The 26,170-nt window shown below is 73.3% G+C and carries 21 protein-coding genes; 6 read left to right on the top strand and 15 right to left on the bottom strand.

Annotated features, from left to right (window positions below):
• Positions 1 to 785: 785 nt before the first annotated feature.
• From FKN01_RS12120 to FKN01_RS12110, 3 genes are all read right to left on the bottom strand, one after another.
• Positions 786 to 2,000, bottom strand: coding sequence for an amidohydrolase (locus tag FKN01_RS12120; RefSeq protein ID WP_143619474.1), 1,215 nt, complete (start codon positions 1,998 to 2,000; stop codon positions 786 to 788).
• Positions 2,001 to 2,041: 41 nt separating this feature from the next.
• The gene (locus tag FKN01_RS12115; protein WP_143619500.1) at positions 2,042 to 2,713 is read right to left on the bottom strand and encodes a GntR family transcriptional regulator; all 672 of its coding nucleotides are present in this window, start codon (positions 2,711 to 2,713) and stop codon (positions 2,042 to 2,044) included.
• Positions 2,714 to 2,817: 104 nt separating this feature from the next.
• Positions 2,818 to 4,455, bottom strand: a complete 1,638-nt coding sequence (locus FKN01_RS12110) for an ABC-F family ATP-binding cassette domain-containing protein (protein ID WP_143619472.1) — start codon at positions 4,453 to 4,455, stop codon at positions 2,818 to 2,820.
• 72 nt (positions 4,456 to 4,527) lie between these two features.
• Between FKN01_RS12110 and FKN01_RS12105 the strand changes: the two genes are divergently transcribed.
• A complete protein-coding gene (locus tag FKN01_RS12105; RefSeq protein ID WP_185992818.1) occupies positions 4,528 to 5,451 on the top strand; it encodes an FAD-dependent oxidoreductase in 924 nt (307 codons plus the stop codon).
• 82 nt (positions 5,452 to 5,533) lie between these two features.
• Here the strand turns inward: FKN01_RS12105 and FKN01_RS12100 are convergent, their stop codons facing one another.
• Entirely contained in the window at positions 5,534 to 7,279 is a 1,746-nt protein-coding gene (locus tag FKN01_RS12100) for a BCCT family transporter (protein WP_143619468.1), read from the bottom strand.
• A gap of 74 nt (positions 7,280 to 7,353) precedes the next feature.
• Entirely contained in the window at positions 7,354 to 8,679 is a 1,326-nt protein-coding gene (locus FKN01_RS12095; protein ID WP_143619466.1) for a M14 family metallocarboxypeptidase, read from the bottom strand.
• A gap of 177 nt (positions 8,680 to 8,856) precedes the next feature.
• Between FKN01_RS12095 and FKN01_RS12090 the strand changes: the two genes are divergently transcribed.
• Positions 8,857 to 9,897 (top strand): LacI family DNA-binding transcriptional regulator, encoded by a 1,041-nt coding sequence (locus tag FKN01_RS12090; RefSeq protein ID WP_143619464.1) that lies wholly within the window; start codon positions 8,857 to 8,859, stop codon positions 9,895 to 9,897.
• Here the strand turns inward: FKN01_RS12090 and FKN01_RS12085 are convergent.
• A complete protein-coding gene (locus FKN01_RS12085; RefSeq protein WP_143619462.1) occupies positions 9,860 to 10,759 on the bottom strand; it encodes an oxygenase MpaB family protein in 900 nt (299 codons plus the stop codon). The genes FKN01_RS12090 and FKN01_RS12085 overlap by 38 nt on opposite strands.
• Positions 10,760 to 10,901: 142 nt before the next feature.
• Here FKN01_RS12085 and FKN01_RS12080 point away from each other — a divergent pair, with 142 nt between their 5' ends.
• Entirely contained in the window at positions 10,902 to 11,804 is a 903-nt protein-coding gene (locus FKN01_RS12080; RefSeq protein ID WP_143619460.1) for an oxygenase MpaB family protein, read from the top strand.
• Between the two features lie 40 nt (positions 11,805 to 11,844).
• Here FKN01_RS12080 and FKN01_RS12075 read toward each other — a convergent pair whose 3' ends face one another.
• The 4 genes from FKN01_RS12075 to FKN01_RS12060 form a co-directional block, all read right to left on the bottom strand.
• Positions 11,845 to 12,453 (bottom strand): TetR/AcrR family transcriptional regulator, encoded by a 609-nt coding sequence (locus FKN01_RS12075; RefSeq protein WP_143619458.1) that lies wholly within the window; start codon positions 12,451 to 12,453, stop codon positions 11,845 to 11,847.
• 131 nt (positions 12,454 to 12,584) lie between these two features.
• Positions 12,585 to 15,275 carry a M4 family metallopeptidase gene (locus FKN01_RS12070; protein WP_185992817.1) on the bottom strand — a complete coding sequence of 897 codons (2,691 nt, stop codon included), beginning with the start codon at positions 15,273 to 15,275 and terminating at the stop codon, positions 12,585 to 12,587.
• Positions 15,276 to 15,411: 136 nt separating this feature from the next.
• Entirely contained in the window at positions 15,412 to 16,509 is a 1,098-nt protein-coding gene (locus FKN01_RS12065; RefSeq protein ID WP_143619453.1) for a LuxR family transcriptional regulator, read from the bottom strand.
• Between the two features lie 51 nt (positions 16,510 to 16,560).
• Positions 16,561 to 17,037: a macro domain-containing protein gene (locus FKN01_RS12060; RefSeq protein ID WP_143619451.1), complete on the bottom strand. Its 477-nt coding sequence runs from the start codon at positions 17,035 to 17,037 to the stop codon at positions 16,561 to 16,563.
• 114 nt (positions 17,038 to 17,151) lie between these two features.
• Between FKN01_RS12060 and FKN01_RS12055 the strand changes: the two genes are divergently transcribed.
• Positions 17,152 to 17,883, top strand: a complete 732-nt coding sequence (locus tag FKN01_RS12055) for a MerR family transcriptional regulator (protein WP_143619449.1) — start codon at positions 17,152 to 17,154, stop codon at positions 17,881 to 17,883.
• A 17-nt stretch (positions 17,884 to 17,900) separates the two neighbouring features.
• Here FKN01_RS12055 and FKN01_RS12050 read toward each other — a convergent pair whose 3' ends face one another.
• From FKN01_RS12050 to FKN01_RS12035, 4 genes are read right to left on the bottom strand one after another with little or no spacing between them, the layout of a single operon-like run.
• The gene (locus tag FKN01_RS12050; protein ID WP_143619447.1) at positions 17,901 to 20,099 is read right to left on the bottom strand and encodes a 3-hydroxyacyl-CoA dehydrogenase NAD-binding domain-containing protein; all 2,199 of its coding nucleotides are present in this window, start codon (positions 20,097 to 20,099) and stop codon (positions 17,901 to 17,903) included.
• A 30-nt stretch (positions 20,100 to 20,129) separates the two neighbouring features.
• Entirely contained in the window at positions 20,130 to 21,344 is a 1,215-nt protein-coding gene (locus FKN01_RS12045; RefSeq protein WP_143619445.1) for an acetyl-CoA C-acetyltransferase, read from the bottom strand.
• Between the two features lie 49 nt (positions 21,345 to 21,393).
• Positions 21,394 to 22,536, bottom strand: coding sequence for an acyl-CoA dehydrogenase family protein (locus tag FKN01_RS12040; RefSeq protein ID WP_143619443.1), 1,143 nt, complete (start codon positions 22,534 to 22,536; stop codon positions 21,394 to 21,396).
• Complete coding sequence (locus tag FKN01_RS12035) at positions 22,536 to 23,684, bottom strand: CaiB/BaiF CoA-transferase family protein (RefSeq protein WP_143619441.1); 1,149 nt, start codon at positions 23,682 to 23,684, stop codon at positions 22,536 to 22,538. Before FKN01_RS12035 ends, FKN01_RS12040 begins: the two co-directional genes overlap by 1 nt.
• A gap of 213 nt (positions 23,685 to 23,897) precedes the next feature.
• Here FKN01_RS12035 and FKN01_RS12030 point away from each other — a divergent pair, with 213 nt between their 5' ends.
• Positions 23,898 to 25,088: a trans-acting enoyl reductase family protein gene (locus tag FKN01_RS12030; RefSeq protein WP_143619439.1), complete on the top strand. Its 1,191-nt coding sequence runs from the start codon at positions 23,898 to 23,900 to the stop codon at positions 25,086 to 25,088.
• Between the two features lie 3 nt (positions 25,089 to 25,091).
• On the opposite strand, the gene FKN01_RS12025 is transcribed toward FKN01_RS12030, so the two are convergent.
• Complete coding sequence (locus FKN01_RS12025; protein ID WP_143619437.1) at positions 25,092 to 25,754, bottom strand: endonuclease V; 663 nt, start codon at positions 25,752 to 25,754, stop codon at positions 25,092 to 25,094.
• A gap of 59 nt (positions 25,755 to 25,813) precedes the next feature.
• Here FKN01_RS12025 and FKN01_RS12020 point away from each other — a divergent pair, with 59 nt between their 5' ends.
• The gene (locus FKN01_RS12020) at positions 25,814 to 26,107 is read left to right on the top strand and encodes a YciI family protein (RefSeq protein ID WP_143619435.1); all 294 of its coding nucleotides are present in this window, start codon (positions 25,814 to 25,816) and stop codon (positions 26,105 to 26,107) included.
• The last annotated feature ends 63 nt before the right edge of the window (positions 26,108 to 26,170 follow it).

Here is a 26,170-nt window from a genome sequence, read left to right as displayed (position 1 = left end):
CCGCCCCGGCCCCGGCAGGGTGGTGGGACGGGCGGCCGTCAGTCCCGTGGCGGCGGCCGGGCCGCGCCGGCGGCGGCGCCGGCCCGGGGGGCGCGGGCCGCCGCGGTGGGGGGGGGGGGGGGGGTGGAGGGGGGGTAGGGGGCGGGGGGGGGGGGGCGCGGGCGGGTACGGCTTGCCGCGGGGGCCGGGGCCGGGGGGGGGCGGGGGCGGGGGGGCGGGGCCGGCGGGGGGGGGGGGGGGGGGGGTGTGCCGGGCCGTGGGGGGGGGGGGGGGGGGGGGGGGCGCGCCCCCGGGGGGCCGGGCCCCCACCCGCCCCTTCCCGAAACCGGGGCCCGCCCCGGGCCCCGCGCCTCAAGCGCCGGCGAGGCTTGGAATTCCGGGCCACGCCCCCAGGCCCCACGCCTCGAACGCCGAAGCCGCTCGGGGCTTCCGGGCCCCGCCCCGGGCCCCGCGCCTCAGACGCCGACGGGACTTGGAGTCTCCGGGCCCGCCCCAGGCCCCGCGTCTCAAACGCCTAAGCGACTCGGGGCTTCCGGGCCACGCCCCAGGCCCCGCGCCTCAAACGCCGGCGGGACTTGGGGTCTCCGGGCCCGCCCCGGGCGCCGCGCCTCAACGCCGGCGAGGCTTGGAATTCCGGGCCAAGCCCCAGGCCCCGCGCCTAGAACGCCGGAGCGCCTCGGGGTTTCCGGGCTCCGCCCCAGGCGCCGCGCCTAGAACGCCGAAGCGGCTCGGGGTTTCCGCACTCCGCCCCGGGCCCCGCGCCTCAGACGCCGGCGGGGCTGGTTTCAGGCGGCGGGGCTGAGCGTCAGGTTGTCCGACACCACGCGGCCCTCGTGCAGCACCGTGCGGTCCTCCGGGCGGTCCATCACCGCCGACGTCACCGTCTCGCCCGCCAGCAGGAGCAGGTCCGCCCGCGCGCCCACCGTCACGCCCGGGCGGTCCGTGGTCGAGGTCAGGCGGGGCGGGCCTCCCTGGAGGATGGACGCGCCGCCCATCGTGGCCACGGCCACCGTGTGTTCGATCAGGGCGTCCGCGCGGTAGCCGTTCGTGAAGGCCAGCTGCCAGGTGCGGTCCAGCATGTCGGCGTTGCCGTACGGGGACCAGAAGTCGCGCTGGCCGTCCTCGCCCAGGCCCACCCGGACGCCCGCGGCGGTCAGGTCGGCCAGGGGCAGGGAGTGGTGCCGGGCGGGTGCCACGGTCGCCATCGCGATGTCGAGTTCGGCGAACTCCTCGATCAGGCGGCGCGTCGTCGCCTCGCTCACCGAGCCCAGGTCGTACGCGTGCGAGATCGTCACCTGGCCCGCCATGTCCAGCGCACGCACCCGCTCCAGGATCAGGTCCACGCTGAACACCCCGAGGGCACCCGGCTCGTGGAGGTGGATGTCGACCGGGGCGCGGTGGCGCTCGGCGAGGCCGAAGACGATGTCGAGGTGGCGGACGGGGTCGCGGTCCAGGGTGCACGGGTCGATGCCGCCGACCACGGCGGCGCCGGAGGACAGGGCCCGGTCCATCAGCTCCGGCACGCCCTTCTCGCGGACCAGGCCGGCCTGCGGGAACGCCATGATCTCGACGTCGCACCGCCCGGCGTGCGCCTCCTTCGCCGCGAGGACGCCCTCGAACCGTTCGAGCCCGCAGTCCGCGTCGATCTGGGCGTAACTCCGTACCCGGGTGGTGCCGCGTTCGATCATGCGGCCCAGGGTGTACGTGGCCCGGCGGGCGACGTCCCACTCGTCCTCGCGCCAGTGCTCGCGGTCGTTCATCACCATGCCCCAGACGCCGGGGGCACCCGTGTGCGGGCGGAAGGGCAGGCCCATCCGCGTGGAGTCCAGGTGGCAGTGGACGTCCGAGAACGACGGCAGGGCGAGCCGTCCCCGGCCGGCCACCGCGTCCTGCGGGACGGTGCGGGCCGGGTCGTGCGGGGTGATCGCGGTGATCACTCCGTCCTCGACGGTGAGGTCGCTGGACTCGCCGCCCCACGGACGGACGTCGCTGATCAGCATGTGGCGCTTCTCCTGTGTGGGTGTGTGGTGTCGCTACGGGGTCACCCGGCCGGGAGCGTCCCGGTCAGGGCGGTCAGGGACGGTTCCCTCCCCCGTTCGATGTGCGCGTACGCGAGCGCCGCGGCCAGGTCCGGCTTGCCGGCGTGGATCGCCGCGCAGATGTCCCGGTGCTCCGCGCACTGCACGTGCGGGTCACGGCCGCCGGTGAGGCTGAACAGCCACTGCACCAGTCCGAGCGAGGGCTGCAGCGCGTCCCGGAGCAGCCGGTTGCCGGTCATCGCGACGATCTCCGCGTGCAGGGCGGTGTTGGCCGCCGGGATCTCCTGCGCGTCGCCCCGCGCGGTGGCGGCCTCCGCCGCCTCCATCGCCGCCCGCAGCCGCTCCCCGCCTCCCCGGGCCGCGCAGGTCTCGGCGGCCCTGCGGGCGGCGAAGACCTCCAGGCTGAGGCGGAGGTCGAAGAGTTCGGCGACGTCCCGCAGCGAGAGGTCGCGTACGGAGGCGCCCCGGCGCGGTGACATGACGACCAGGCCCTCGCCGGTCAGCCGGGTGAGCGCCTCGCGGACCGGGATGCGCGAGACGCCCAGGCTCTCGGAGAGCTCGCGTTCGCGCAGCCGTGAGCCGGGCGGGTGCGCGCCGGACAGGATGGCCGCGCGGATCGCCCGCTCGGCCCGGTCGGCGTGCGAGGCGCCGGCGTCGTCGCTCGCTCGGGTCATCATGCGAGGACCGTAGCACTTGGTATGCCAAGTACTACGGTCGCGGGCATCGATCTCGGTTTTGGGGGCGAGTACCGGGCGTTTGGCATACCAAACGCGGAGTGTCAGACCTCCGTCACTCTGCCTTCCGCCACCTCGATCCGGCGCGTCGTGCGGACCGCCTCCAGCATCCGGCGGTCGTGCGTCACCAGGAGCAGGGTGCCGGTGTACGAGTCGAGCGCCGACTCCAGCTGTTCGATCGCCGGGAGGTCCAGGTGGTTCGTCGGCTCGTCCAGCACCAGGAGGTTGACGCCCCGGCCCTGGAGCAGGGCGAGCGCCGCGCGGGTGCGCTCCCCCGGCGACAGGGTGGACGCCGGGCGCAGCACATGGTCGGCGCGCAGTCCGAACTTGGCGAGCAGGGTGCGTACGTCGGCGGGCTCCGTCTCCGGGACCGCCGCGCAGAACGCCTCGAGGAGCGTCTGCGAACCGTGGAAGAGCTTGCGCGCCTGGTCCACCTCGCCGACGACCACGCCGGAGCCCAGGCTCGCGTGCCCCGATTCCAGCGGGAGGCGGCCGAGCAGCACGGCCAGCAGGGTCGACTTGCCGGAGCCGTTCGCGCCCGTGATGGCGACCCGGTCCGCCCAGTCGATCTGGAGCGAGGCGGGGCCGAACCCGAAGTCCCCGCGCACGGCGCGGGCCTCGCGGAGGGTGGCGACGACCGCGCCGGAGCGGGGCGCGGAGGCGATCTCCATGCGCAGCTCCCACTCCTTGCGCGGCTCCTCCACCACGTCGAGCCGTTCGATCATGCGCTGGGTCTGCCTGGCCTTCGCGGCCTGCTTCTCGCTGGACTCGCTGCGGAACTTGCGGCCGATCTTGTCGGAGTCGGTGGCCTTGCGGCGGGCGTTCTTGACGCCCTTGTCCATCCAGGAGCGCTGCATCAGGGCGCGGCTCTCCAGCGCCGAGCGCTTGCCGGCGTACTCCTCGTACTCCTCGCGCGCGTGCAGCCGGGCGCGCTCGCGCTCCTCCAGGTAGGCCGCGTAGCCACCGCCGTACAGGTTGATCTGCTGCTGGGCCAGGTCGAGTTCGAGGACCTTGGTGACCGTGCGCATCAGGAACTCGCGGTCGTGGCTGATGAGTACGGTGCCGGAGCGCAGCCCGGAGACGTACTTCTCCAGGCGTTCCAGGCCGTCGAGGTCCAGGTCGTTGGTGGGTTCGTCGAGCAGGAAGACGTCGTAGCGCGACAGCAGGAGCGAGGCGAGTCCGGCGCGGGCCGCCTGGCCGCCGGAGAGCGCGGTCATGGGCAGGTCGAGGCCGACGGTGAGGCCGAGTTCGGCGGCGGTCTCCTCGGCCCGTTCGTCCAGGTCCGCGCCGCCGAGGGAGAGCCAGCGCTCCAGGGACTCGGAGTACGCGTCGTCCGCGCCCGGGGCGCCGTCGACCAGCGCCTGGGTGGCGGCGTCCATGGCGGTCTGGGCGTCGGCGACGCCGGTCCGGCGGGCCAGGAACTCCCTTACGGTCTCCCCGGGGCGCCGCTCGGGCTCCTGGGGCAGATGGCCGACGGTGGCGGTGGGCGGGGAGAGCCGCAGCTCGCCCTCCTCCGGCTGGTCGAGGCCGGCGAGCAGCCGGAGCAGGGACGACTTTCCGGCGCCGTTGACTCCGACGAGACCGATCACGTCACCGGGGGCGACGACGAGGTCGAGCCCGGCGAACAGCGTGCGGTCGCCGTGTCCGGCGGCGAGATCCTTGGCGACGAGAGTGGCAGTCATCAGGGTCCAGATCCTAATCGGCGGGACACCGTCTAAGGTCCGGGGCAGGCAGCGGACCGGGAGGCGGCAGTGGTGGCGGACGTGATCGTGGTGGGCGGCGGGGTCAGCGGGCTGACCACGGCGAAGGTGCTGGCCGAAGGAGGCCACCGGGTGCGGGTGTGGTCGCGGGAGCCGGCGGGCGACACGACGTCGGCCGTGGCGGGCGCGCTGTGGTGGCCCTACCGGATCGAGCCGCTGGACCGTGTCGGCGACTGGTCGCTGGCCGCGCTGCGGTGGTACGAGGAGCTGGCCCTGCGGCCGGAGGAGACCGGGGTACGCCTGGTCGAGGGGCTCCACCGGGGTGAGCGCCTGGCCGCCCTGGGGCCGTGGGCCGGGGCGCTCAGGGACACGGTGGAGACGGCCGAGGGGCTGCGGTGCCGGCTGCCGCTGATCGACATGCCGGCGCACCTGGCGTGGCTGGAGGACCGGGTGCGGGCGGCCGGGGGTGCGATCGAGCGCCGCACGGTCACGTCGTTCGCCGAGGCCGCCGCGGCGGCCGGGACGGTGGTCAACTGCGCCGGCCTCGGCGCCCGCGACCTGGTCCCGGACGCGGGGGTGCGTCCGGTGCGCGGGCAGTTGGTGCTGGTGGAGAACCCGGGGATACGGGAGTGGTTCACGGAGGCCGACCCGGCGTCGAGCGCCACCACGTACTTCTTCCCGCAGCCGGGCCGCCTGGTGCTGGGCGGCACGGCGACGGCCGACGACTGGACCGCGGCGCCCGATCCCCGTACGGCCGAGGAGATAGTCGCCCGGTGCGCCCGGGTCCGTCCGGAGATCGCCGGCGCGAAGGTCATCGGCCACCGGGTGGGCCTGCGCCCGGCCCGGGACGCGGGGGTCCGCATCGAGGCGGAGCCGCTGGCCGGGGGCGGCCGGCTGGTGCACAACTACGGACACGGGGGCGCGGGTGTGACGGTGGCGCTGGGCTGCGCGCGGGAGGCGGCGCGGCTGGTGGGGTAGGACGGGCCCGGTGCGGCCCGGCGGAGGGGGCCGCCGGGCCGCACGGAATCAAGCCGGGCTGGAGTCCCCGGGCCGCACGGAATCAAGCCGGGCTGGAGCCCCCGGGCCTGTCGCCGCCGTGGCGTTCCGTGGTGATCTGGCTGCCGCCCGGGCCGATGCGGATCTCGAAGTCGCCGTCGTACTTGGCGTGGCCCTCGATGACCGCCGACTCCACGGCTTCCACGCCGAACTCGCGGCGCACGATCAAGGGGTCCTGACGCAGGTCGCGCAGCAGGGCCACGCACATGCCGATCATGACGATGGTGAACGGGGCCGCGACCAGGATCGTGAGGTTCTGCAGGCCCGCCAGGGCGTCGCCCTTGCCGTTGCCGATGAGCAGCATGATGGCGGCGACCGCGCCGGTGACGACGCCCCAGAAGACGACGACCCACTTGGCGGGTTCGAGGATGCCCTTCTGGGACAGGGTGCCCATCACGATGGACGCGGCATCCGCGCCGGAGACGAAGAAGATGCCGACGAGCACCATCACCAGAATGCTCATCAGCGTGGCGACGGGGAACTGCTGGAGCACGCCGAAGAGCTGCGCCTCCTGTGTGTCGGCGCCGCCCAGCTTGCCGCCCTCCTGGAGCTTGATGGCGCTGCCGCCGAAGATGGCGAACCAGATCAGGCTCACGGTGCTGGGCACCAGGATGACGCCGCCGATGAACTGGCGGATGGTGCGGCCCCTGCTGATGCGGGCGATGAACATGCCGACGAAGGGCGTCCACGAGATCCACCAGGCCCAGTAGAAGACGGTCCAGCTGGCGAGCCAGTCGGCGACCTCGCCCTCCCCGGTGGCCTCGGTGCGGCCCGCGAGCTGCGGGAGGTCGCCGAAGTAGGAGGCGATCGAGGTGGGAATGAGGTCGAGCACGATGATCGTGGGGCCCGCGATGAAGACGAACACGGCCAGGATCAGGGCGAGCACCATGTTGATGTTGGACAGCCACTGGATGCCCTTCTCCACGCCGGAGACCGCCGAGGCGATGAACGCGACGGTCAGCACGGCGATGATCAGGACGAGCAGTCCGGTGCCGGTCTTCTCCTTCCAGTCCAGCTCGTGGAAGCCGCTGCCGATCTGCAGGGCGCCGAGCCCCAGCGAGGCGGCCGAGCCGAAGAGGGTCGCGAAGATGGCCAGGATGTCGATGAACCGGCCGAGGCCGCCGTGGGCGCGGCGGGGGCCGATCAGCGGCTCGAAGACGGCGCTGATGGTCTGCCGCCTGCGGCGCCGGAAGGTGCTGTAGGCGATGCCGAGGCCGACGACCGCGTAGATCGCCCACGGGTGCAGCGTCCAGTGGAAGAGGGTGGTGGCCATCGCCGTCTGCATCGCCTCGGCCGCGTCGGCGGGGTGGGTGCCGGGCGGCGGGTCGGTGAAGTGGGCGAGCGGCTCGCTGACCCCGTAGAACATCAGACCGATGCCCATGCCGGCGCTGAACATCATCGCGACCCAGGAGACGGTGCGGAATTCCGGCTCCTCGTCCTCCTGGCCGAGGGTGATGTTTCCGTACCGGCTGATGGCGAGCCAGAGGGCGAAGACCACGAACCCGGACGCGGCCAGCATGAACGCCCAACCGCCGTTGTGGATGAGTCCGTTGAGGGCCTTGTCGGATACGGTCTCCAGTGAGTCGGTGGCGGTGGCCCCCCAGATGACGAAGGCCAGGGTGAGGCCGGCCGTGACGCCGAACACCACCCGGTCGGTGACGGGGCTCCGGCCGTGGCCCGGTTCGCCGGGGAGGTCGGCCGTCACCGGCGAATCCCCTCTGCCGCCCGTTCTCTGATCGTCATGCGACACGAATGGCACCTTTCACGGAAGCCGACAAATAGCTCTCCGTAGGCAGTACCACACCCAAAGCGCATCTTTCGGGATCAACAAGCGGTATCGGGTTGCCCGCTTGTGAGGTGATGGGAGGCCCGTCCGTCCAGCAGGAGCGGGATCAGCTTGCGGGCCGGCTGGCGCAGGGGTACGTAGACCCCGTCGCCGTCGGGACGGGAGGTGACGGCGTGCAGCGCGAGTTCGTCCCGGACGCCCGCGAACTGCTCCTCCGTGAGGCGGTAGCCGCAGGGCGGGTCGCCGAGGGTGTCGCCCGGCGACGCGGCCTCGTCGTCCGAGCCCCCGAGGAACACGGGGCTCCGGTCTTCGGCCCCGGCCGCGCGGGAGGCGGCGGTGGCGGCGGCGATGCTCGCGCGCCGCTCGTCCGCGTACCGGAAGAGCGTCTCCAGGACCACCAGTTGCGAGCCCACGCGGCGGCGGGCGGCGACGGCGGGGTCGGCGCGCTCCTCGGCGGAGAGCGCGTCCCTACGGGATTCGGCCAGCAGTCCGACCGCGTGGGTGAGGCCGGCGAGGTTGCGCAGGATGCGCTCCTGACCGTCACCGGCGGTCCGCCTGACCGGCCGGCCCGTGGCCGGGTCGGTCCAGACGCCGTAGAGACCGGTGCCGAAGCCGGCCCTCTCGGCGGCGGGACGCACCCGGTCCAGGGCCAGGGCCCGCGCCTCGTCGTGCAGCCGTTCGTCGGTGTTGGGGTTGCGCGGCCAGAGGACGAGCAGGTCCTTGTCGTAGTACGGCGCGGTGGCGGCGTACTCGTGCACGTCCTCGATCACATCCGGCGCGTGGTCGCGGAGTACGGCGGCGACGGCACGGGCCTCCGCGCTGCGCAGGGCGAGGTGGTCCCGGTTGATGTCCACGCCGTCGCCGTTGGCCCGGGTCCCTGCCGCGAGGCCGTCGGGGTTGGCGGTGGGCACGACCAGGACCTCCGTCCGGGCGAGGAGGGCGCGGGTGCGGGCGTCGGTGGCGTATGCGAGGTCCCGGACCGTGCTCAGGCACGCCTCGCGCGCGGCGGGTTCGTCGCCGTGCTGGCCGCAGACCAGGAGCACGGTGAGCGCGTCGGGGTCGGCGCTGCCGATCCGGACGAGGCGCAGGGGGCGGCCCCGGGCGGTGGTGCCGATCCGCCGCACGGAGACCCGGTCGCCGCGCCGGGCCAGGTCCGCGAGGAAGGACGCCTCCTCGGACTGCCGGGTCCAGCGCGCTCCGCCGGAAACCTCGAAGCCGGTGCGGGGCGCGGTGGCGCGGGCGGCGTCCGAGGGGACGGTCAGCAGGGGTACGGCCAGGGCTGCGGTGGCGACCGCCAGGGCGAGATCGCGGGCACGGCCGCGCCGGGGCAGCCGCCGTCCCCCGGCCGTCGGCGCGATCGGCATGGGCGGAAGGTACTGCGGTGCCGTCGCGGTCGGTAGACCCGTGCACCGGGGATTTCCGGAACCGGGCAGCCGGCTCCGCCCCGACGGGTCCCGGTCCGGGCCCGGCCGGGGCGGCAGGCCCTAGGCTGGCGGGGCCGGCCGGCCGGCCGGTCCCGAGGTGCCACGAAGGAGCGTCCCTTGCCCGGTCCGTCCCCCGATGCCCCCCTCCACACGCGTCCCACGCTGGAAGCGGTGGCGGCCCGCGCCGGAGTCTCCCGGGCCACGGCGTCCCGGGTGGTGAACGGGGGCGCGGGCGTCCGGCAGCCGCTCGTGGACCAGGTGCGCAAGGCGGTCGAGGAGCTGGGCTACATCCCCAACCACGCGGCACGGACCCTGGTGACCCGGCGCAACGGGGCGGTGGCCGTGATCATCGACGAGCCCGAGGTGCGGATCTTCTCCGACCCGTTCTTCTCCCAGCACATCCGGGGCATCAGCCGGGAACTGAACGCGCACGACGCGCAGTTGGTGCTGCTGCTGGTGGAGGGCCGGGGCGACTTCGAGCGGGTCACCCGCTATCTGGGCGGGGGCCATGTCGACGGGGTGCTCGCCTTCTCGCTGCACACCGACGACGAACTCCCCGCCGCCATCAGGCGTTTCCGGGTCCCGGCCGTCTACGGCGGCAGGCCCGGGCGGCCGGGCGCGCCCACCGACGCGGTGCCCTTCGTGGACTGCGACAACCGGGGCGGGGCCCGGGAGGCCGTACGGCATCTCGCCGGCCTCGGCCGCCGGCACATCGCGCACATCGCGGGCCCGCGCGACCAGACCTCGGCGCTCGACCGGATCGACGGCTACGCGGACATCCTGCCGGACGCCGACCCGGCGCTGCTCGCGGACGGCGATTTCACGGTGGAGGGCGGCGCCCGGGCCATGGCCGGGCTGCTGGAGCGGCGGCCGGACGTGGACGCGGTGTTCGCGGCGAACGACCTGATGGCGTCGGGCGCGCTGCGGGTGCTGCGGGAGCGGGGGCGGCGGGTGCCGCAGGACGTGGCGCTGGTGGGCTTCGACGACATGGAGTCGGTCGCCGAGGCGACGGACCCGCCGCTGACGACGGTCCGTCAGGACGTGGTGGGCATGGGGCGGTTGATGGTCCGGCTGCTGATGGAGCGGCTGGAGGACGGGAATGCGGGGCCGGAGTCGGTGATCACGCCGACGCGGCTGGTCCGCCGCGCCTCGGCCTGAGCCCGCCCCCGCGCGCCGCCCGGTGCGCCGCGCGCGCCCGGCGGGCCCGGGGCAGGTAGCGCAGGCGCTCCGGCAGGACGGGGACGACGAGCCGGACCACCGCGCAGAACCTCCGCAGGGCGCGTTCCTGCGCCTCGGTCCACTCCAGCCCGATGGCCTCGCGGGCGTCGGGCGGCATCAGCCCGACGGTCAGGAAGGAGCGGAACCGGGCGAGCGGCGGGAGCAGCACCGGCCACAGCGCCCTGAGCAGCAGCCGCAGCGCCCACGGCCCCCGGTCCGGCGGCGGGACGGCGGTGCCGGCGGCGACGAGTTCCGCGACGACGGGGGTCCTCTCGATCTCGTCGGCCAGCATGGCGCGGTAGTACGGCCAGAACTCCTCGGTCGTCTGCGGCATGTCCCGGTCGTGGATGCCGAGCACCCGGCCCACCTGGAGCCATTCCGCGTACAGGGCGCGCTCCTGCTCGGGGCTGAGCGGGCGCAGCAGGTAGCGGGCGCCGTGCCGGTAGACGGGGTAGCCGGTGGCGTGCACCCAGGCGTAGTTCGCCGGGGTCAGGGCGTGGTAGGGGCGGCCCCGGGTGTCGGTGCCCTGGATCGTGCGGTGCAGCCGGCGGAGCCTGCGCCCCTCCTCGGCGGCCTCCTCGCCTCCGTACACCCAGAGCTGGAGCGAGCTGAGGGAGCGCTCGCCGCGCCCCCAGGGGTCCGTGCGGAACACGGAGTGCTCGTCCACGCCCGCGCCGACGGCGGGGTGGGCGACCTGGAGGGTGAGGGCGGCGGGCAGCATCAGCAGGGCGCGCACATCGCCGGACAGGCTCCACAGCACACCGCCGGGCGGGGGCGGCACGGGGTCGTGGCTGCTGCTCATGCGGGGCTCCCGGCGGTGGTGTTGACGGCATCGATGAAACAAGTCGATAGTATTTGTAACTTTGATTCTCCGGAACAGACGTGCCGTCACATCGCTCCGGGAAAAGCGCGTTGACGCCGGGACACGGACAGGAGGGCGCACCATGGGCCGGTACAGCCGCCTGCGGGAGATCCGCCGGATGGATCCGTCGCGGGACTACGCCGAGATCCTCCGGCTGATCTCCCAGTACGAGTTCCCGTGGGACTACCGGCAGGGCGTCAGCGTGGCGTTCCTGCGTGATTACGGTGTCCCCCGGATCTCCGCGCTCCTCGACCGCACCCAGGAGTTCGAGCGCAACGGGCAGAAGCGGTACGACGACACGGTGCTGATCGCGTACGAGATGGCCGTCGACGGCTTCGACTCGGAGCGGGGGCGGGCGGCGGCCCGGCATCTGAACCGCATCCACGGCAGGTACCGCATCGAGAACGACGACTTCCGCTACGTCCTGGCGACGACGGTCGTCGGGCCGAAGCGCTGGATCGACCGGTACGGCTGGCGCCCGCTGTGCGCGCAGGAGGTCCGGGCGCTGGCGGAGGCGGGGCGGAGGACCGGGGCGATGATGGGCATCGAGGACGTGCCCGGCACATACGAGGACTTCGAACGGCTGCTCGACGCGTACGAGGAGCGGATGTTCGCGTACGACCCGGCGAACCGGCGGGTGGCCAGTGCCACGTTCCGGGTGATGGCGAGCTGGTACCCGCGCCCGCTGCGGCCGCTCGTCGTCCGGTTCGCGCTTGCGGTGCTCGATGAGCCGCTGCTGAGGGCGCTGGGCTTCCGGCCGCAGCCCCGGTGGGTGCGGGCCTCGGCGTCGGCGGCGCTGCGGCTGCGGGCGCGGTGCGTACGCCGGATGCCGGCCAGGCCCCGCCGCTTCCCGTCCCGCCCGCAGCCGCGCTCGTACCCCTTCGGCTGGCGGCTGGACGACCTCGGGCCGCACTGGGCGCACGGCCGGCCGCTGCGCCCGCTGCCGGACGCGGCCGCCTTCCGGCCGGGCCCGCAGAGCGGCTGAGGCGCCCGGTCGGGGTCAGGGGGCGCGCGGGAGCCCGCCCTCAGGCGGCGAGCAGGGGGACCAGGCAGCGGCGGGCGAAGTCGCGGACCTGGGCGTCGTCGTCCAGTTCGAAGCAGCTGACCGGGTTGAGGAGAAAGGACACGGTGATCCGGACCATGAGCTCGGCCACGGGGGTCGGGTCGGTCTCCGGGCCGCCCTCCAGGCGACGGACCTCGCGCAGCCTGCCCGCCAGGTAGCCGCGGATCGCGAGGAAGGCGGGGCCGCTCCCCACGGTGAGGAACGGCAGCATGGTCTCCGGCTCCAGGCGCAGCAGCCCGCCGATGAGCGGGTGTTCGCGGATGTGCCGCAGGACCGCGGCGAAGCCCTCGACCAGCCGGTCCTCGGGGGTGGGCAGGGCGGCGACGGCCTCGTCCACCTCCTCCACGAACCTGCGGTACTCGCGCAGCAGGCACGCGGACACCAGGCTGTCCTTGCTGCCGATCCGCCGGTACACCGTCACCCGCGAGACTCCGGCGCGCTTGGCCACGTCGTCCACGGTGGAGCGGCGCAGCCCGAAGGTCATGAACTGCTCGCGCGCCGCGTCGAGGATCTGCTCCTCCAGCGCGTCGGGCACGCCGGGCCCCGCCTCCTCCCTGCCTCGCACCGCCATGAGCCCTCCCCGCTCCGCCGGCTCACCGCCCACGCGGGAGCCGGAACAGAGTGACATGTTCCGTACCGCCGTACCAGCGCGGCGAGGCGCCCGCCGTACGCACGGCGGGCGCCTCGTCGATGCGGCGCCGGCTAGTCGCAGGTTCCGGCGAAGGAGCCGCGCGTGACCACGTCGGTGGCCGCCGCGCTGGTGTCCAGCCAGGCGACGCGCTGGCCCGTGCCGAGGGACGGGGCCAGCTGGGCGCCGGAGGAGCAGGAGACCCGGCGGAAGCTGTCCGAGCCGGCGAGCAGGTCGGCCATGGTCGAGACGTAGACCTTGCCCGGGCCGGTCCAGGAGCCGAGGGCACCCCACAGGTCGTACGTCGAGTAGGCGAAGTAGTCGTCGTTGACCGAGAACTGGGCCATGGCGGTGCTCTGCGGGTACGCCGGCTTCACCGCGGCGGACAGGTCGTCGAGCGGGGCGGACCGGAAGGTGGTGCTCGGGATCAGGAAGCCGCCCGTCTCCCGCCAGAAGACCCGGTCGGAGGTGAACTGGATGTCCGAGACGTAGTTGAACAGCCAGCCGGGAATCCGCAGGTTCTGCGTGGTGCCGGTGGCGGCGTCGTACAGGTACAGGGTGTCGCCGTCACCGCCCGCCCAGGCGACGTGGCCGTTCTTCATGGCGAGCCGGGCGGCGCGCGTGCCGGCCTCCGGGGTCAGATTGCGGGTGCGGCCGTCGGGCGTCTGCAGCATGACGTCCTGCTCACCGTCGGCGGTGGTGCTGATGTAGGCGAGCGCTCCGTCGTCGGTCACCGGCTCGGTCTCGTCCGCGTCGGGGCGGTCGACCAGCTTCTTGATCGCGCCCTGCCCCTTGGCGCCGGTGCGGTAGACGCCGACGCCGTCCGCCGTGATCCGGGTGAAGACGATGCGGTCGTCGTCCAGGGACGGGTCCAGCAGGTAGGCGTCCTTCTCGGCCAGCTCGTGGCGGGGCTTCTTGCCGAAGCGGCCGACGGTGATGCCGAACGCGGCGCCGCCCTGGTCCCAGGCGACGGCGTCACCGTGGCTGATGGCGTAGACGTCCCCGTTGATCTGGGCGGCCTGCTCGTCGACGCCGCTGTACACCTCGTAGGCGGGCAGGACGTTCGCGCCGATGGTCGTCCCGTCGTGCGTGCCGCCCTTGTGTTCCCAGCCCTGCTCGATGCCGTGGGCGTCGAAGGCGTCGGCGATGACGGCCAGGTCGTGCTCGGAGGCGTTCAGGGACCTGGCGGCCAGGGTGACCGCGTTGCGCATGTCGGTGAAGCCGGACAGCGGGGTGAGGTAGTTCTGCGCGGAGCGGTAGACGATCCGGTCGGCGAGGCCGGGGTCGAGGTTCTTGCGCATGTCCCACAGCGCGCCGCCGACGATGGTGGAGTTGTAGTGCACCCCGCCGTTGTCGATGTCGAGCGGGATGGGCTGGTAGTCCTTCTGCGCGTCGCGCCCGTCGTTCAGGTCGCGCAGGGCGCAGTCCTCCAGCGGCTTGGTGCCGTTGCAGAGGTACTCGCCGATGAGGCCGGACGCCGGATCGCTCATCGCGACGCCCTTGTCGGCGGTCTCCATGGCGTTGCCGAAGTAGTCGGATATCGCCTCGTTGAGCGCGCCGGACTGGTTGAGGTAGACGAGGCCCGCGGAGTGCTCGGTGACGCCGTGGGTCATCTCGTGGCCGACGACGTCCAGGCCGACCGAGAGCGGTACGCCGTCCATGTGGCCGTAGACCATCTTGGAGCCGTCCCAGAAGGCGTTGGCGTAGTCGCCTCCGTTGGCGGCGACGTTGACGACGGAGGTGATGGTGCCGCCCTTGCCGTCGACGCCGTCCCGGCCGATCCGCTCCTTGTAGTACTCGTAGACCTTCACGGCGTTGAGGTGGGCGTCCACCGCGCCGGAGGTGGTGTTCGCGCCGTCGAAGCGGGTGCTCCCGGAGGTGGCGAGCGGGATGTCGTCGGTGACCGGGCCGCCCGCGACGAGGGTGTACTGCTTGCGCTGGGCGTCGTAGGTCCGTATCTGGCCGCCGGTGCTCGGGTACATGTCGCGCGTGGAGTCGACCAGCGTGTAGGAGCCGTCCGCCTCCTTGTTGATGTCGAGCGGCGCCTCGGTGCCGTCCACGCGGACGCCCGTCCCGCGCGCGGGGGCCGCGTCGGCGGCGTCGATGTTGTTGTACGAGAGCGCGATGCCGCCCACCCGTGCGTCGACGAACACCTCCTGCCGTACCGGGCTGCCGTCGTCCTGGCCGCCGGTTACGGTGAAGTGCCAGGTCAGACGGCCGCCGTGGGCGTCGGGCAGCACGGTCAGCCCGTGGGACTCCGTCTTGGCGCCGCGGACGCGGGACAGCTGCCGGTCCAGGCTGAACATCCGCTGCCTGGCGGTCGCCTCGCTCACCTCGGCGGTGGTCGAAACCGTGAGGTCCGTGTAGAGGGTGCCGGTCGCGGAGGTGATCCGCTGACCGCCGTCGGCCGCCTGCGTCTGCACCGCGTACTCGGCGCCGAAGACCGGGACGCCCTCGTGCTTCTGCTGGAAACGTACGGAGGACTGCTTGCCGTCCTTGGTGGTCCTGACCGTGCGCAGATCGGACACGGGGACCTTGTACGTGTCCTGGTGGGCCTTCAGATGGGCCCGGGCGGCCTCGGCCGGGGTGCCTTGCCGGGGCGCCTTGTCCAGGCCCCGGGTCATCGCGGGCGCGACGCCCGCCGGGCCGGCCGGCCGTGCCGTGTCGGTGTCGTCCGCCCAGGCCGGCGCGGCCATCAGCGCCGCGCCGGTGGCGGTGGCGACCACCCCGGCCGCCAGCATCCGCAACGCGCTCGTTCGTCTCACTGGACCTCCCCATCGCACACCTGCGTCCGAGCCGTGTGGGTGGCGGCCCGGACGTTGACGTGCTGATCGTTCGTCATGGGGCGCCGGGTGAACAGGGGGTGGACCTGGCGCGAAGGCGCCGTGGCGCATTTGCGCCTCAGGAATGCGGCTGTGCGGCCGGGTTGTCCGATGTCTCGGGCAGCCATCCGGCCCGGGCGGCGTGCCAGCCGAGCTGGAAGCGCGTGGCCGCGCCGACCTCGTCCATCAGCGTGTGCAGCCGGCGTTGCACGGTCCGGTGGCCCATCCCGAGCTGGCGGGCGATGGCGGCGTCGGTGAGACCGACGTGGAGCAGGGCCAGGATCTGCCGGTCGGTCGCCGCGAGCGGGGACTTGGCGTCCGTGCCGGCCCCCGGCGGGAGGAGGAGCCGCCCCTTCTCGAAGTGGGCCTCGAAGAGCGAGACCAGCGCGGTCAGCAGACCGGTCCGGTGGACGACGAGCGCCACCGGGTCGCTCTCCCGGTCCGGGTCGAGGGGCAGCAGGGCGACGCGGCGGTCCACGATGACGAGTTTGGTCGGCAGCCGGTCCGTGACGGAGATCTGCTGCCCCAGGGCGAGACACGCGTCCATCAGGGCCGCGGTCGCCGGATGTTCGAGCCACGCGCGCTCCACGACGCTGCGCACGGTCACCCCCCGGCGCATCATCTCCGCGTCCGCCTCTTCGTGGTTGTCCTCGAAGCTGAGGAGGGCGGGCATGTGCCGGGCGGGCACGAACGTGCAGACCTCGCTCCTGGCCTGACGCTGCATGGTCACCAGGCGCCGGCGTACGGCCGCCGGCCCCGAAAGCACCTCCACCGGGGCGCCGGCGCCGTACATCTGGGCCGAGCGGTGCCGTTCGGAGAGGTCCCCGACCAGCGACTCGACCCGGTGCAGCGCGGAGCGGCGGGACTCCAGGAGCGGCCCGAGGGCGAGCACCGGCGGAGCCGCCCGGTAGCGCACGGGCCCGCCGGGCTCGGGGCGGTCCGCGCCTGCGAGCCCGCGCTCGACGAGGGAGTCGAGGACGCTCTGCACGGGGAGGCCGTCCAGGTGCTGGGCCAGGATCTCCGCATCGCTCTCCGGCCGGTCCACGAGCAGGCGGTAGACCGCGTCCTCGTCCGGCCCCAGGCCGAGCAGGGTCAGCAGGGCCGCCTCCGGTGGCTCGCCCGGCCGCCCTTCGGCGCGCCGACCGCTCGTTCCGCTCCCCGCCCCGGCATCCGTCACTGACCCTCCCCTGACCACCGCCCGGCCGACGGCGGCCAGCGTATCCGGCGCTCAGCCGAAGTCGTACACGGTCACGGGCAGGCCCCGGGCGGTCAGCCGGCCTTCGATCAGCGGCTCGATCCGGGACCACGTGCCGCCCGCGAGGCCGCAGCCGATCCGGGGCATGTGCACCGAGGCGCCGAGCTCCAGCGCCCGGTCGGCCACGGCGGCGAGCCCCGTGTCGATGGCCTCGTAGCGCACCGGAACACCCTTGCTGCCCCGGCGCATCCCGTGCTGCCCCACCACGTTCGCCACCCAGACGACGGGAGTGACCTGGACGAACTGCACCGCGCCCAGACCGAAGTCGTTCCGGGCGCGCTCCCGGTGCCAGCCGCGGTACGCGGCCTCGGGCTCGGGCCAGCGCCGCGAGAGGGCCAGGACGAAGCCCTTGCCCCAGCCGCCGAGATCGTTGCAGACGTGCACGATCACCTTGACGCCCTTGCCCTGCGGAGCGGTCGCGTCCCCCCGTACGTACATGATCTCGGACATCCGTCCAGGCTAGGCGGCGGCACTGACAGTGGGCCGCCGCCACTTTCACATCGGTGGTGAGACAGCAATACTGTTGCACCGAGTGGGGCGCAGCACCGGACACGAGGAGCGGACATGGCGACCGAGGCCGAGGAGCCGAAGCTCACCGTCGACGAACTGGCGGCCCGCGCCGGGGTGACCGTGCGGACGGTGCGGTTCTACAGCACCCGGGGGCTGCTGCCGCCGCCGGTGATCGGGCCGCGCCGGGTCGGGCACTACGGGCACGGCCACCTGTCACGGCTGGCGCTCATCGAGGAGCTTCAGCACCAGGGCATGACGCTCGCCGCGATCGAACGGTACCTGGAGCAGCTGCCGCCCGATCTGAGCGCCCACGACCTGGCCATCCACCGGGCGCTGGTCGCCTCCTGGGCGCCGGACGCGCCGGAGGACGCCTCGCGGGCGGAGCTGGAACGCCGGGCGGGCCGGCCGCTCAGCGACCAGGACCTCGACCGGCTGGCCGCGATGGGGGTGCTGGAGCGGTCCGCGCCCGGGGACGGGGTCTTCCGGCTCGACCCGGGGCTGCTCCGGCTCGGGGTGGAGCTGCTCGACGTGCCGATCGCGCACGAGACGATCCTGGCCGCCCGTACGGTCCTGATGGAGCACACCCGGTCCGCCGCGCAGGAGCTGACCCGGCTCTTCAGGGACGAGGTGTGGAACCCGTACCGGGAGCGGGAGGCGGACCCCGAGCACGTCAAGGCGATGAAGTCGCTGTCCGCGCACATGCAGCCGATGGTGCTCCAGGCCCTGGTGACCGCCTTCCAGCGGTCGCTGAAGGAGGAGCTGCGGGCCGCGTTCACCGCGGAGTGAACACGGCCCGCATCGGCTCAGTCGTGGAAGGTCTCGCCCTTCTCCGCCTTCTCCACCAGCAGCGCGGGCGGCAGGAAGCGGTCCCCGTAGCGCTCGGCGAGTTCCCGGGCGCGGGCCACGAAGCCGGGCAGGCCGCCCTCGTAACCGTTGATGTACTGGAGCACGCCGCCGGTCCACGGCGGGAAGCCGATGCCCATGATGGAACCGATGTTGGCGTCGGCGACGGTGATCAGGACGTTCTCCTCCAGGCAGCGGACGCTGTCCAGAGCCTCGGAGAAGAGCATGCGTTCCTGCATGTCGGTGAACGGGATGTCCGTCCCGGGCTTCGTGCTGTGCCCGTCCGGGGAGCGGCCCCCGAAGTGCTCGCGCAGGCCCGGCCACAGACGGGTGCGCTTGCCGCTCTCGTCGTACTCGTAGAAGCCCGCGCCGCCGCTGCGGCCGGTGCGGCCGAACTCGTCGACCATCCGGTCGATCACCGCGTCCGCCGGGTGGCCGGGCCAGCTGCCGCCCGCCTCCTCGACGGCCCTGCGGGTCTCGTCGCGGATCTTGCGCGGCAGGGTGAGGGTCAGCTCGTCCATCAGGGAGAGCACCTTGGCCGGGTAGCCGGCCTGCGCGGCGGCCTGCTCGACGGAGGCGGGCTCGACGCCCTCGCCGACCATGGCGACACCCTCGTTGATGAACTGGCCGATGACGCGCGAGGTGAAGAAGCCGCGCGAGTCGTTGACGACGATCGGGGTCTTCCTGATCCGGCGGACCAGGTCGAACGCGCGGGCCAGCGCCTCGTCGCCGGTCTTCTCGCCCTTGATGATCTCGACCAGCGGCATCTTGTCGACCGGTGAGAAGAAGTGCAGCCCGATGAAGTCGACGGGGCGCGAGACGCCTTCGGCGAGCACGGTGATCGGGAGGGTGGAGGTGTTGGAGCAGAGCAGCGCGTCGGGCTCGATGACGTCCTGGATCTCCTGGAACACCTGGTGCTTGAGGGCGGTGTCCTCGAACACGGCCTCGATGACCGCGTCGCAGCCCGCGAGGTCGGCCACATCGGCGGTCGGCGTGATCCGGGCCAGCAGCTCGTCGCGCTTCGCCTCGGTGGTACGGCCCCGGGACAGCGCCTTGTCGAGCAGCTTCTCGCTGTACGCCTTGCCCTTGGCGGCGGCCTCGGCGGACACGTCCTTGAGGACGACGTCGATCCCGGCCCTGGCACAGGAGTACGCGATGCCCGCGCCCATCATGCCGGCGCCGAGGACGGCGACCTTGCGGACGTGGCGCTCCTCGATGTCCTTGGGGCGGCTGGCGCCCGAGTTGACGGCCTGGAGGTCGAAGAAGAAGGCCTGGATCATGTTCTTGGAGACCTGGCCGGTGACCAGCTCGGTGAAGTACCGGGCCTCGATGGTGAGGGCCGTCTCGAAGTCGACCTGGGAGCCCTCGACGGCGGCGGCGAGGATGTTGCGCGGCGCCGGCATGGGCGCGCCCGCGATCTGCTTCTTCAGGTTGGACGGGAACGCCGGCAGGTTCGCGGCGAACTTCGGGTGCGACGGGATGCCGCCGGGGATCTTGTAGCCCTTGACGTCCCAGGGCTGCCGGGACTCGGGGTGGGCGTCGATGAAGGCGCGGGCCTTCTCCAGCATCTCCTCGGGCGTGGCGGCGACCTCGTGGACGAGGCCGTTCTCCAGCGCGCGGCGCGGGGTGTACTGGGTGCCCTGGAGGAGGACCTTGAGCAGGGCGTCCGCGATGCCCATGAGGCGTACGGTGCGGGTGACGCCGCCGCCCGCCGGGAGGAGGCCGAGGGTGACCTCGGGGAGGCCGATGCGGGAGCCGGGCGCGTCGAGGGCGATGCGGTGGTGGGCCGCGAGCGCGATCTCGTAACCGCCGCCGAGGGCCGCGCCGTTGATGGCGGCGACGACGGGCTTGCCGAGCGTCTCGATGCGGCGCAGCGAGTTCTTGATGGCGGTGCCGGTGTCGAACGCGAGCTGGGCGTCCTCGGGACCGATCCTGATCATTTCCTTGAGGTCGCCGCCGGCGAAGAAGGTCTTCTTGGCGGAGGTGTAGATGATGCCCCGGATGGAGTCCTGCTCGGCCTCGGCGCGGTCGGCGACGGCCGCGATGGAGTCCTTGAACGCCTGGTTCATCGTGTTGGCGGACTGGCTGGGGTCGTCCAGTACGAGGGTGACGACGCCGGTCTCGTCCTGTTCCCAGCGGATGGTCGTGCTCTCGGTCATGGGTTTGTCTTCTCCGTAGGAAGGGGACGGTCAGAGACGCTCGACGACGGTGGCGATGCCCATGCCGCCGCCCACGCACAGGGTGGCCAGGCCGTAGCGCTCGTCCCGGCGCTCCAGTTCGTCGATGAGGGTGCCGAGGATCATGGCGCCGGTGGCGCCCAGCGGGTGGCCGAGCGCGATGGCGCCGCCGTTGACGTTGACCTTGTCGAGGGAGACGCCCATGTCCCGGACGAACCGCAGGACGACCCCGGCGAAGGCCTCGTTGATCTCGATGAGGTCGATGTCGTCGATGGTCAGCCCGGCCTTGGCCAGCGCCTTGCGGGTGGCGGGGGCGGGCCCGGTGAGCATGATGGTCGGCTCCGAGCCGGAGACGGCGGCGGAGACGATACGGGCGCGCGGGGTGAGTCCGTGGCGCTCGCCGATCTCCCGGTTGCCGATGGCGACGAGGGAGGCGCCGTCCACGATGCCGGAGGAGTTGCCCGCGTGGTGGACGTGGTCGATCTTCTCGACCCAGTGGTACTTCTGGAGCGCCACCGCGTCGAATCCGCCCATCTCGCCGATCGTCGCGAAGGACGGCTTGAGCGCGGCGAGCGAGTCGGCGGTGGTGCCGGGGCGCATGTGCTCGTCGTGGTCGAGGACGACGAGGCCGTTGCGGTCCTTCACGGGGACGACGGACCGCGCGAAGCGGTTCTCCTTCCACGCCTCGGCGGCCCGCTCCTGGGAGAGCGCGGCGTACTCGTCCACGTCGCGGCGGGAGAAGCCCTCGATGGTGGCGATGAGGTCGGCGCCGATGCCCTGCGGGGCGAAGCCGGTCTCGAAGTTGGTCATCGGGTCCATCGCCCAGGCGCCGCCGTCGGAGCCCATCGGCACGCGGGACATCGACTCGACGCCACCCGCGAGGATCAGGTCCTCCCAGCCCGAACGCACCTTCGCGGCGGCCAGGTTGACGGCTTCGAGGCCCGAGGCGCAGAAGCGGTTCTCCTGGACGCCGGCGACGGTGTCGGGCAGTCCGGCCGCGATGGCGGCGATCCGGGCGATGTCGGAGCCCTGGTCGCCGAGCGGGCTGACGACGCCGAGGACGATGTCGTCGACGGCGGCCGGGTCGAGGCCGGGGAAGCGGCTTCGGATCTCGTGGATCAGGCCGACGACGAGGTCGATGGGCTTGGTGCCGTGCAGGGCTCCGTTGGCCTTGCCGCGGCCGCGCGGGGTGCGGATCGCGTCGTAGACGAATGCTTCGGTACTCAAGACAGCTGCCTTTCGAGGGTGGTGGCGCGGGCGTGGTGCGGGAGCCGGGTCAGGCGAGCAGCGAGCGGCCGATGATCTCCTTCATGATCTCCGTCGTGCCGCCGTAGATGGTCTGGATACGGCCGTCGGTGAACGCCCGGGCCACCGGGTACTCCGCCATGTAGCCGTAGCCGCCGTGGAGTTGGAGGCACCGGTCGGCGACGCGCTTCTGCAGCTCGGTCGCCCACCACTTCGCCATCGAGGCGTGCACGGCGTCGAGGGTCCCGTCGGAGTGGTCCACGATGCACCGGTCCAGGAAGGCCCGGGTGACGGCGCACTCGGTGGCCATCTCCGCGATCTCGAAGCGGATGTGCTGGAGCCCCGCGAGCGGCCGGCCGAACGCCTCGCGCTCCTTGACGTACGCGGTGGTGATCTCCAGGAGGTGTTCGGCGGCGGCGATCCCGGCGACGGCTATGCCCATGCGCTCCTGGGCGAGGTTGGTCATCAGGTGGATGAAGGCGCCGTCGCGCTCACCGAGCAGGTTCTCCTTCGGGACGCGCACGTCGTGGAAGAACAGCTCGGCGGTGTCCTGGGACTTCTGGCCGATCTTGTCGAGGTTGCGGCCCCGCTCGAAGCCCTCCGCGCCGCGCTCCACCACGATCAGTGAGAGGCCCTTCGCGCCGCCCTCCGGGGTGGTCTTCGCGACGACGACCACCAGGTCGGCCAGGATGCCGTTGGAGATGAAGGTCTTGGAACCGTTGAGCAGCCAGTGGTCGCCCTTGTCCTCGGCGGTGGTGCGGATGCCCTGGAGGTCGGAGCCGGCGCCGGGTTCGGTCATGGCGATGGCGGTGATGGTCTCGCCGCTGCAGAAGCCCGGCAGCCAGCGCCGCTTCTGCTCGTCGGTGGCGAGGCCGGTGAGGTACGGGCCGATGATGTCGTTGTGCAGCCCGAGCGCGAGACCGGGCGTGCCGGCCCGGGTGAACTCCTCGGCCAGGACCGCGCTGTAGCGGAAGTCGGTGGTGCCGCCGCCGCCGTACTCCTCCGGCACCGCGAGGCCGAGGAGGCCCTGCCGGCCGGCGGCGCGCCACGCCTCGCGGGAGACGATGCCGTCCTTCTCCCACTGCTCGTAGTGCGGAAGGACCTCCTTGGCGAGGAAGGCGCGCACGGTCTCGCGGAACGCGTCGTGCTCTTCGGTGAAGATCTGCCGCTGCATCAGGGGGTGTCCTTCCGAGTGGTCCGCAGGCCGGGCACGTCCCAGTCGGCGGCGACGGCTTCGGTGTCCGCGCCCGGCAGGGCTGGGGCGGTGCGCACGGACGTGGGCGTGGCCGAGAAACGGGGCGCGGGGGCGGGCTGGGTGAGTCCGCCGTGCTCCACGAAGGTGGCGCGGGCGGCGAGATGGGGGTGGTGCGGGGCCTCGCCGAGCGAGAGGACCGGCGCCACACAGGCGTCGGACCCGTCGAAGACCTCGGTCCACTCGGCGCGGCTGCGGGTGCGGAACCGGTCCGCGACGGCGGCGCGCAGCTCGTCCCAGCGGGACAGGTCGTCGCGGTCCGGGACGGTGTCCGCGATGCCCAGGAGCGTGACGAACTCCTCGTAGAACCGCTGCTCCAGCGGGCCCACCGCCATGTACTGCCCGTCGGCGGTCTCGTACGAGCCGTAGAACGGGCAGCCGCCGTCCAGCAGGTTGCTGCCGCGCCGGTCCTGCCAGCCGCCGGCCGCGAGCATGCCGTGGATCATCGTGGCGAGATGGGCGGCGCCGTCCACGATCGCCGCGTCGACCACCTGTCCGGTGCCACCGGGCGTCCGGGCGTGCTGGAGGGCGGCGAGGATGCCGACGACGAGGTAGAGCGAGCCGCCCGCGTAGTCGCCGAGCAGGTTGGCGGGGACGGTGGGCGGCTCGTCCGGCCGGCCGATCATGGAGAGGGTGCCGGTGAGCGCGATGTACGCGATGTCGTGTCCGGCGCGCTCGGCGAGCGGCCCGTCCTGGCCCCAGCCCGTCATCCGCCCGTAGACCAGTTTCGGATTGCGGGCCAGGCAGGCGTCGGGGCCGACGCCGAGGCGTTCCGCGACGCCCGGCCGGTAGCCCTCGATGAGGACGTCGGCGCGGGCGGCCAGCTCCAGGACGGTGGCCGGGCCGTCCGGGGCCTTGAGGTCGACGAGCACCGAACGCTTGTTGCGGTTGGTGAGGTCGCGGGCCGGGTCGATGCCGAGTCCGGCGCCGCCCGGGCGGTCGACCCGCACCACGTCCGCGCCCAGATCGGCCAGGAGCATCGCGGCGAACGGGCCGGGTCCGATGCCGGCGAGCTCCACCACCCGCAGGCCGCCGAGCGGGCCGTGCGGGCCGTTCCCTGTCGTCGCCATCGAGCCCCCAGCGGTATGACACAACTGATGTAACATCGATGATGCTAAGAATGTGCCGCGCTCCGCACAACCCCCTGGGCCGAGCAAGCGCTTAGTTCTTCTCGCGGATACTCATGGATGTTCCCCCATGACCCCCTCCCGCCCGCACACCGCCACGGCGTCCGCGCTAACCTCTGCTCGCTCCGTCCGGCGCCGTCCCCCGTGGAGGCTTTCGTGAACAGGCAGAACGGGCCCGCGCGCCCCCATGACGTGGTCCTCTTCGGCGCCACCGGCTTCGTGGGCGCGCTCACCGCCGAGTATCTGGCCCGGCACGCCCCCGACGGCTGCCGCTGGGCCCTCTCCGGACGCGACCGCGCCAAGCTGGAGAAGCTGCGCACCCGGCTGACCGCCCTCGATCCGCGCTGCGCGGACCTGCCGGTCATCCAGGCGGACGCGGCCGACGCCGGTTCGCTGCGCGCGCTGGCGGAGTCCACGCACGTGGTGGCCACCACCGTCGGCCCCTACGTCTGGTACGGGGAGCGGCTGGTCGCCGCCTGCGCGGAGGCGGGGACGGACTACGCGGACCTGACGGGCGAGCCGGAGTTCGTGGACCGGATGTACGTGGCGCACGACGTCCGGGCCCGCGAGACCGGCGCCCGGATCGTGCACGCCTGCGGCTTCGACTCGGTGCCGCACGACCTCGGCGCCTACTTCACGGTCCGGCGGCTGCCCGAGGACGTGCCGCTGCGCGTCGACGGCTTCGTCCGCAGCAACGCCGTCTTCTCCGGCGGTACGTTCGCCTCGGCGCTCACCGCGCTGGGCCGGGGCCCGCAGACGGCGCGCGCCGCGAAGGAGCGCCGGCTGCACGAACCCCGGCCGGCCGGCCGCCGCGTCCACGCTCCGCTGGGCCGCCCCCGCTTCAGCCCGGAGACCGGCACCTGGGCGCTTCCGCTGCCGACGCTCGACGCGCGGATCATCGCCCGCTCGGCGAGGGCGCTGCCGCGCTACGGCCCCGACTTCCGCTACCGCCACTACGCCTCGGTGAAGCGCCTCCCGGTGGCCCTCGGCGGCACCGCCGCGCTCGGCGTGCTCGTCGGCGCCGCGCAGGTGCCGGCCGCGCGGGAGTGGCTGATGGGGCGTTACGAGGCCGGCACGGGCCCGGACGAGGAGCGCAGGCGGCGCAGCTGGTTCACGGTGCGCTTCGTCGGCGAGGGCGGCGGGCGGCGGGTGTTCACGGAGGTGTCGGGCGGCGATCCGGGGTACGACGAGACGGCGAAGATCCTCGCGGAGTCCGCGCTGTGCCTGGCGCTGGACGAGCTCCCGGCCACCTCGGGGCAGGTCACGACGGCCGTCGCGATGGGCGACGCGCTGCTGGACCGGCTGGTCGCGGCGGGGCTGGGCTTCCGGGTGGCGGCGGAGCGCTGAGCTTCAGCCGGCGGCCTCGCGCAGGGCCCTGCGGCAGAGGGCGTCCGCCCTGCGCGTCGTCTCCGGCTGCCGGAAGTCCCGGGCGAGCGCGAGGGTGTGCGCGACGGCGTTGTCCAGACCGGTGCGGTGCCCGACCGAGACGTAGACCGGCTTGGTGCCGGCCCGGGTGCGCAGGGCCCGGCCGACCTCCTCCGCCCCGTCCAGCAGCGGCGACTGGTCCCCGCGCGCCGGGCCGGGCGGTTCGTAGCTGAAGGTGAACGGGTTCTTGGCGACTCCGATGACCGGGAGCCCGGTCAGGACGCCGAGGTGGCTCGCGAGGCCGAAGCGGCGGGGGTGGGCCCTGCCGTACCCGTCGCAGACGACGAGCCCGGGGTCGGCGCGCAGGTTCTCCAGGGCGGCCAGGACGGTCGGGATCTCGCGGAAGGCCAGCAGCCCCGGGACGTACGGGAAGCTGACCCGGCCGACCGCGGTCGCCTCCTCCACCACCTCCAGCGTCGCGGCGTCGAGCACGACGGCCGCCGCCGCCACGGTGTCCCGGTCGTCGTCATAGGCGACGTCGACCCCGGTCACCCGGCCGGTCCCCGGCGGCGGTCCCGGCTCGTCGAGGATCACCCGGCCGCGCAGGGCGTCCTGGAGGGCACGGGCCCCGGCGGCGTCGGAAGGCATCTGAAGCGCTGTCATGGTCCCCCCACACTACGGGCCGCGCCTGCCGGTAATCTGAGCGCATGTTCGTACTCGAGCTGTCCTACACCGCCCCGCTGGACCGCGTCGACGCGGCGCTCAGCGCGCACGTCGCCTGGCTCGACCAGCAGTACCAGGCCGGGGTGTTCATCGCCTCCGGGCGCAAGAACCCCCGGGACGGCGGGGTGATCCTCGCGGTCGGGGACGACCGGGCGGCGATCGAACGGCTGGCGGCGACCGACCCGTTCGTGGTCGAGGGCGTCTGCGCGTACCGGATCACCGAGTTCATCGCCACCAAGACCTCGGAGGCGCTCGCCCCGTACCGCCGGCGGCTCTGACGGGTGCCGCGCCCGTTACGGGGCACGTGAACAGGCAGCGGTGTGCGGTGACACAGCTCACGC

This window comes from Streptomyces sp. 130 (assembly GCF_007096885.1).
Classification (GTDB): Bacteria; Actinomycetota; Actinomycetes; order Streptomycetales; family Streptomycetaceae; genus Streptomyces.
Note: the sequence above shows the minus strand (reverse complement) of the source record. Positions and strands in the feature narration are given on the sequence as shown.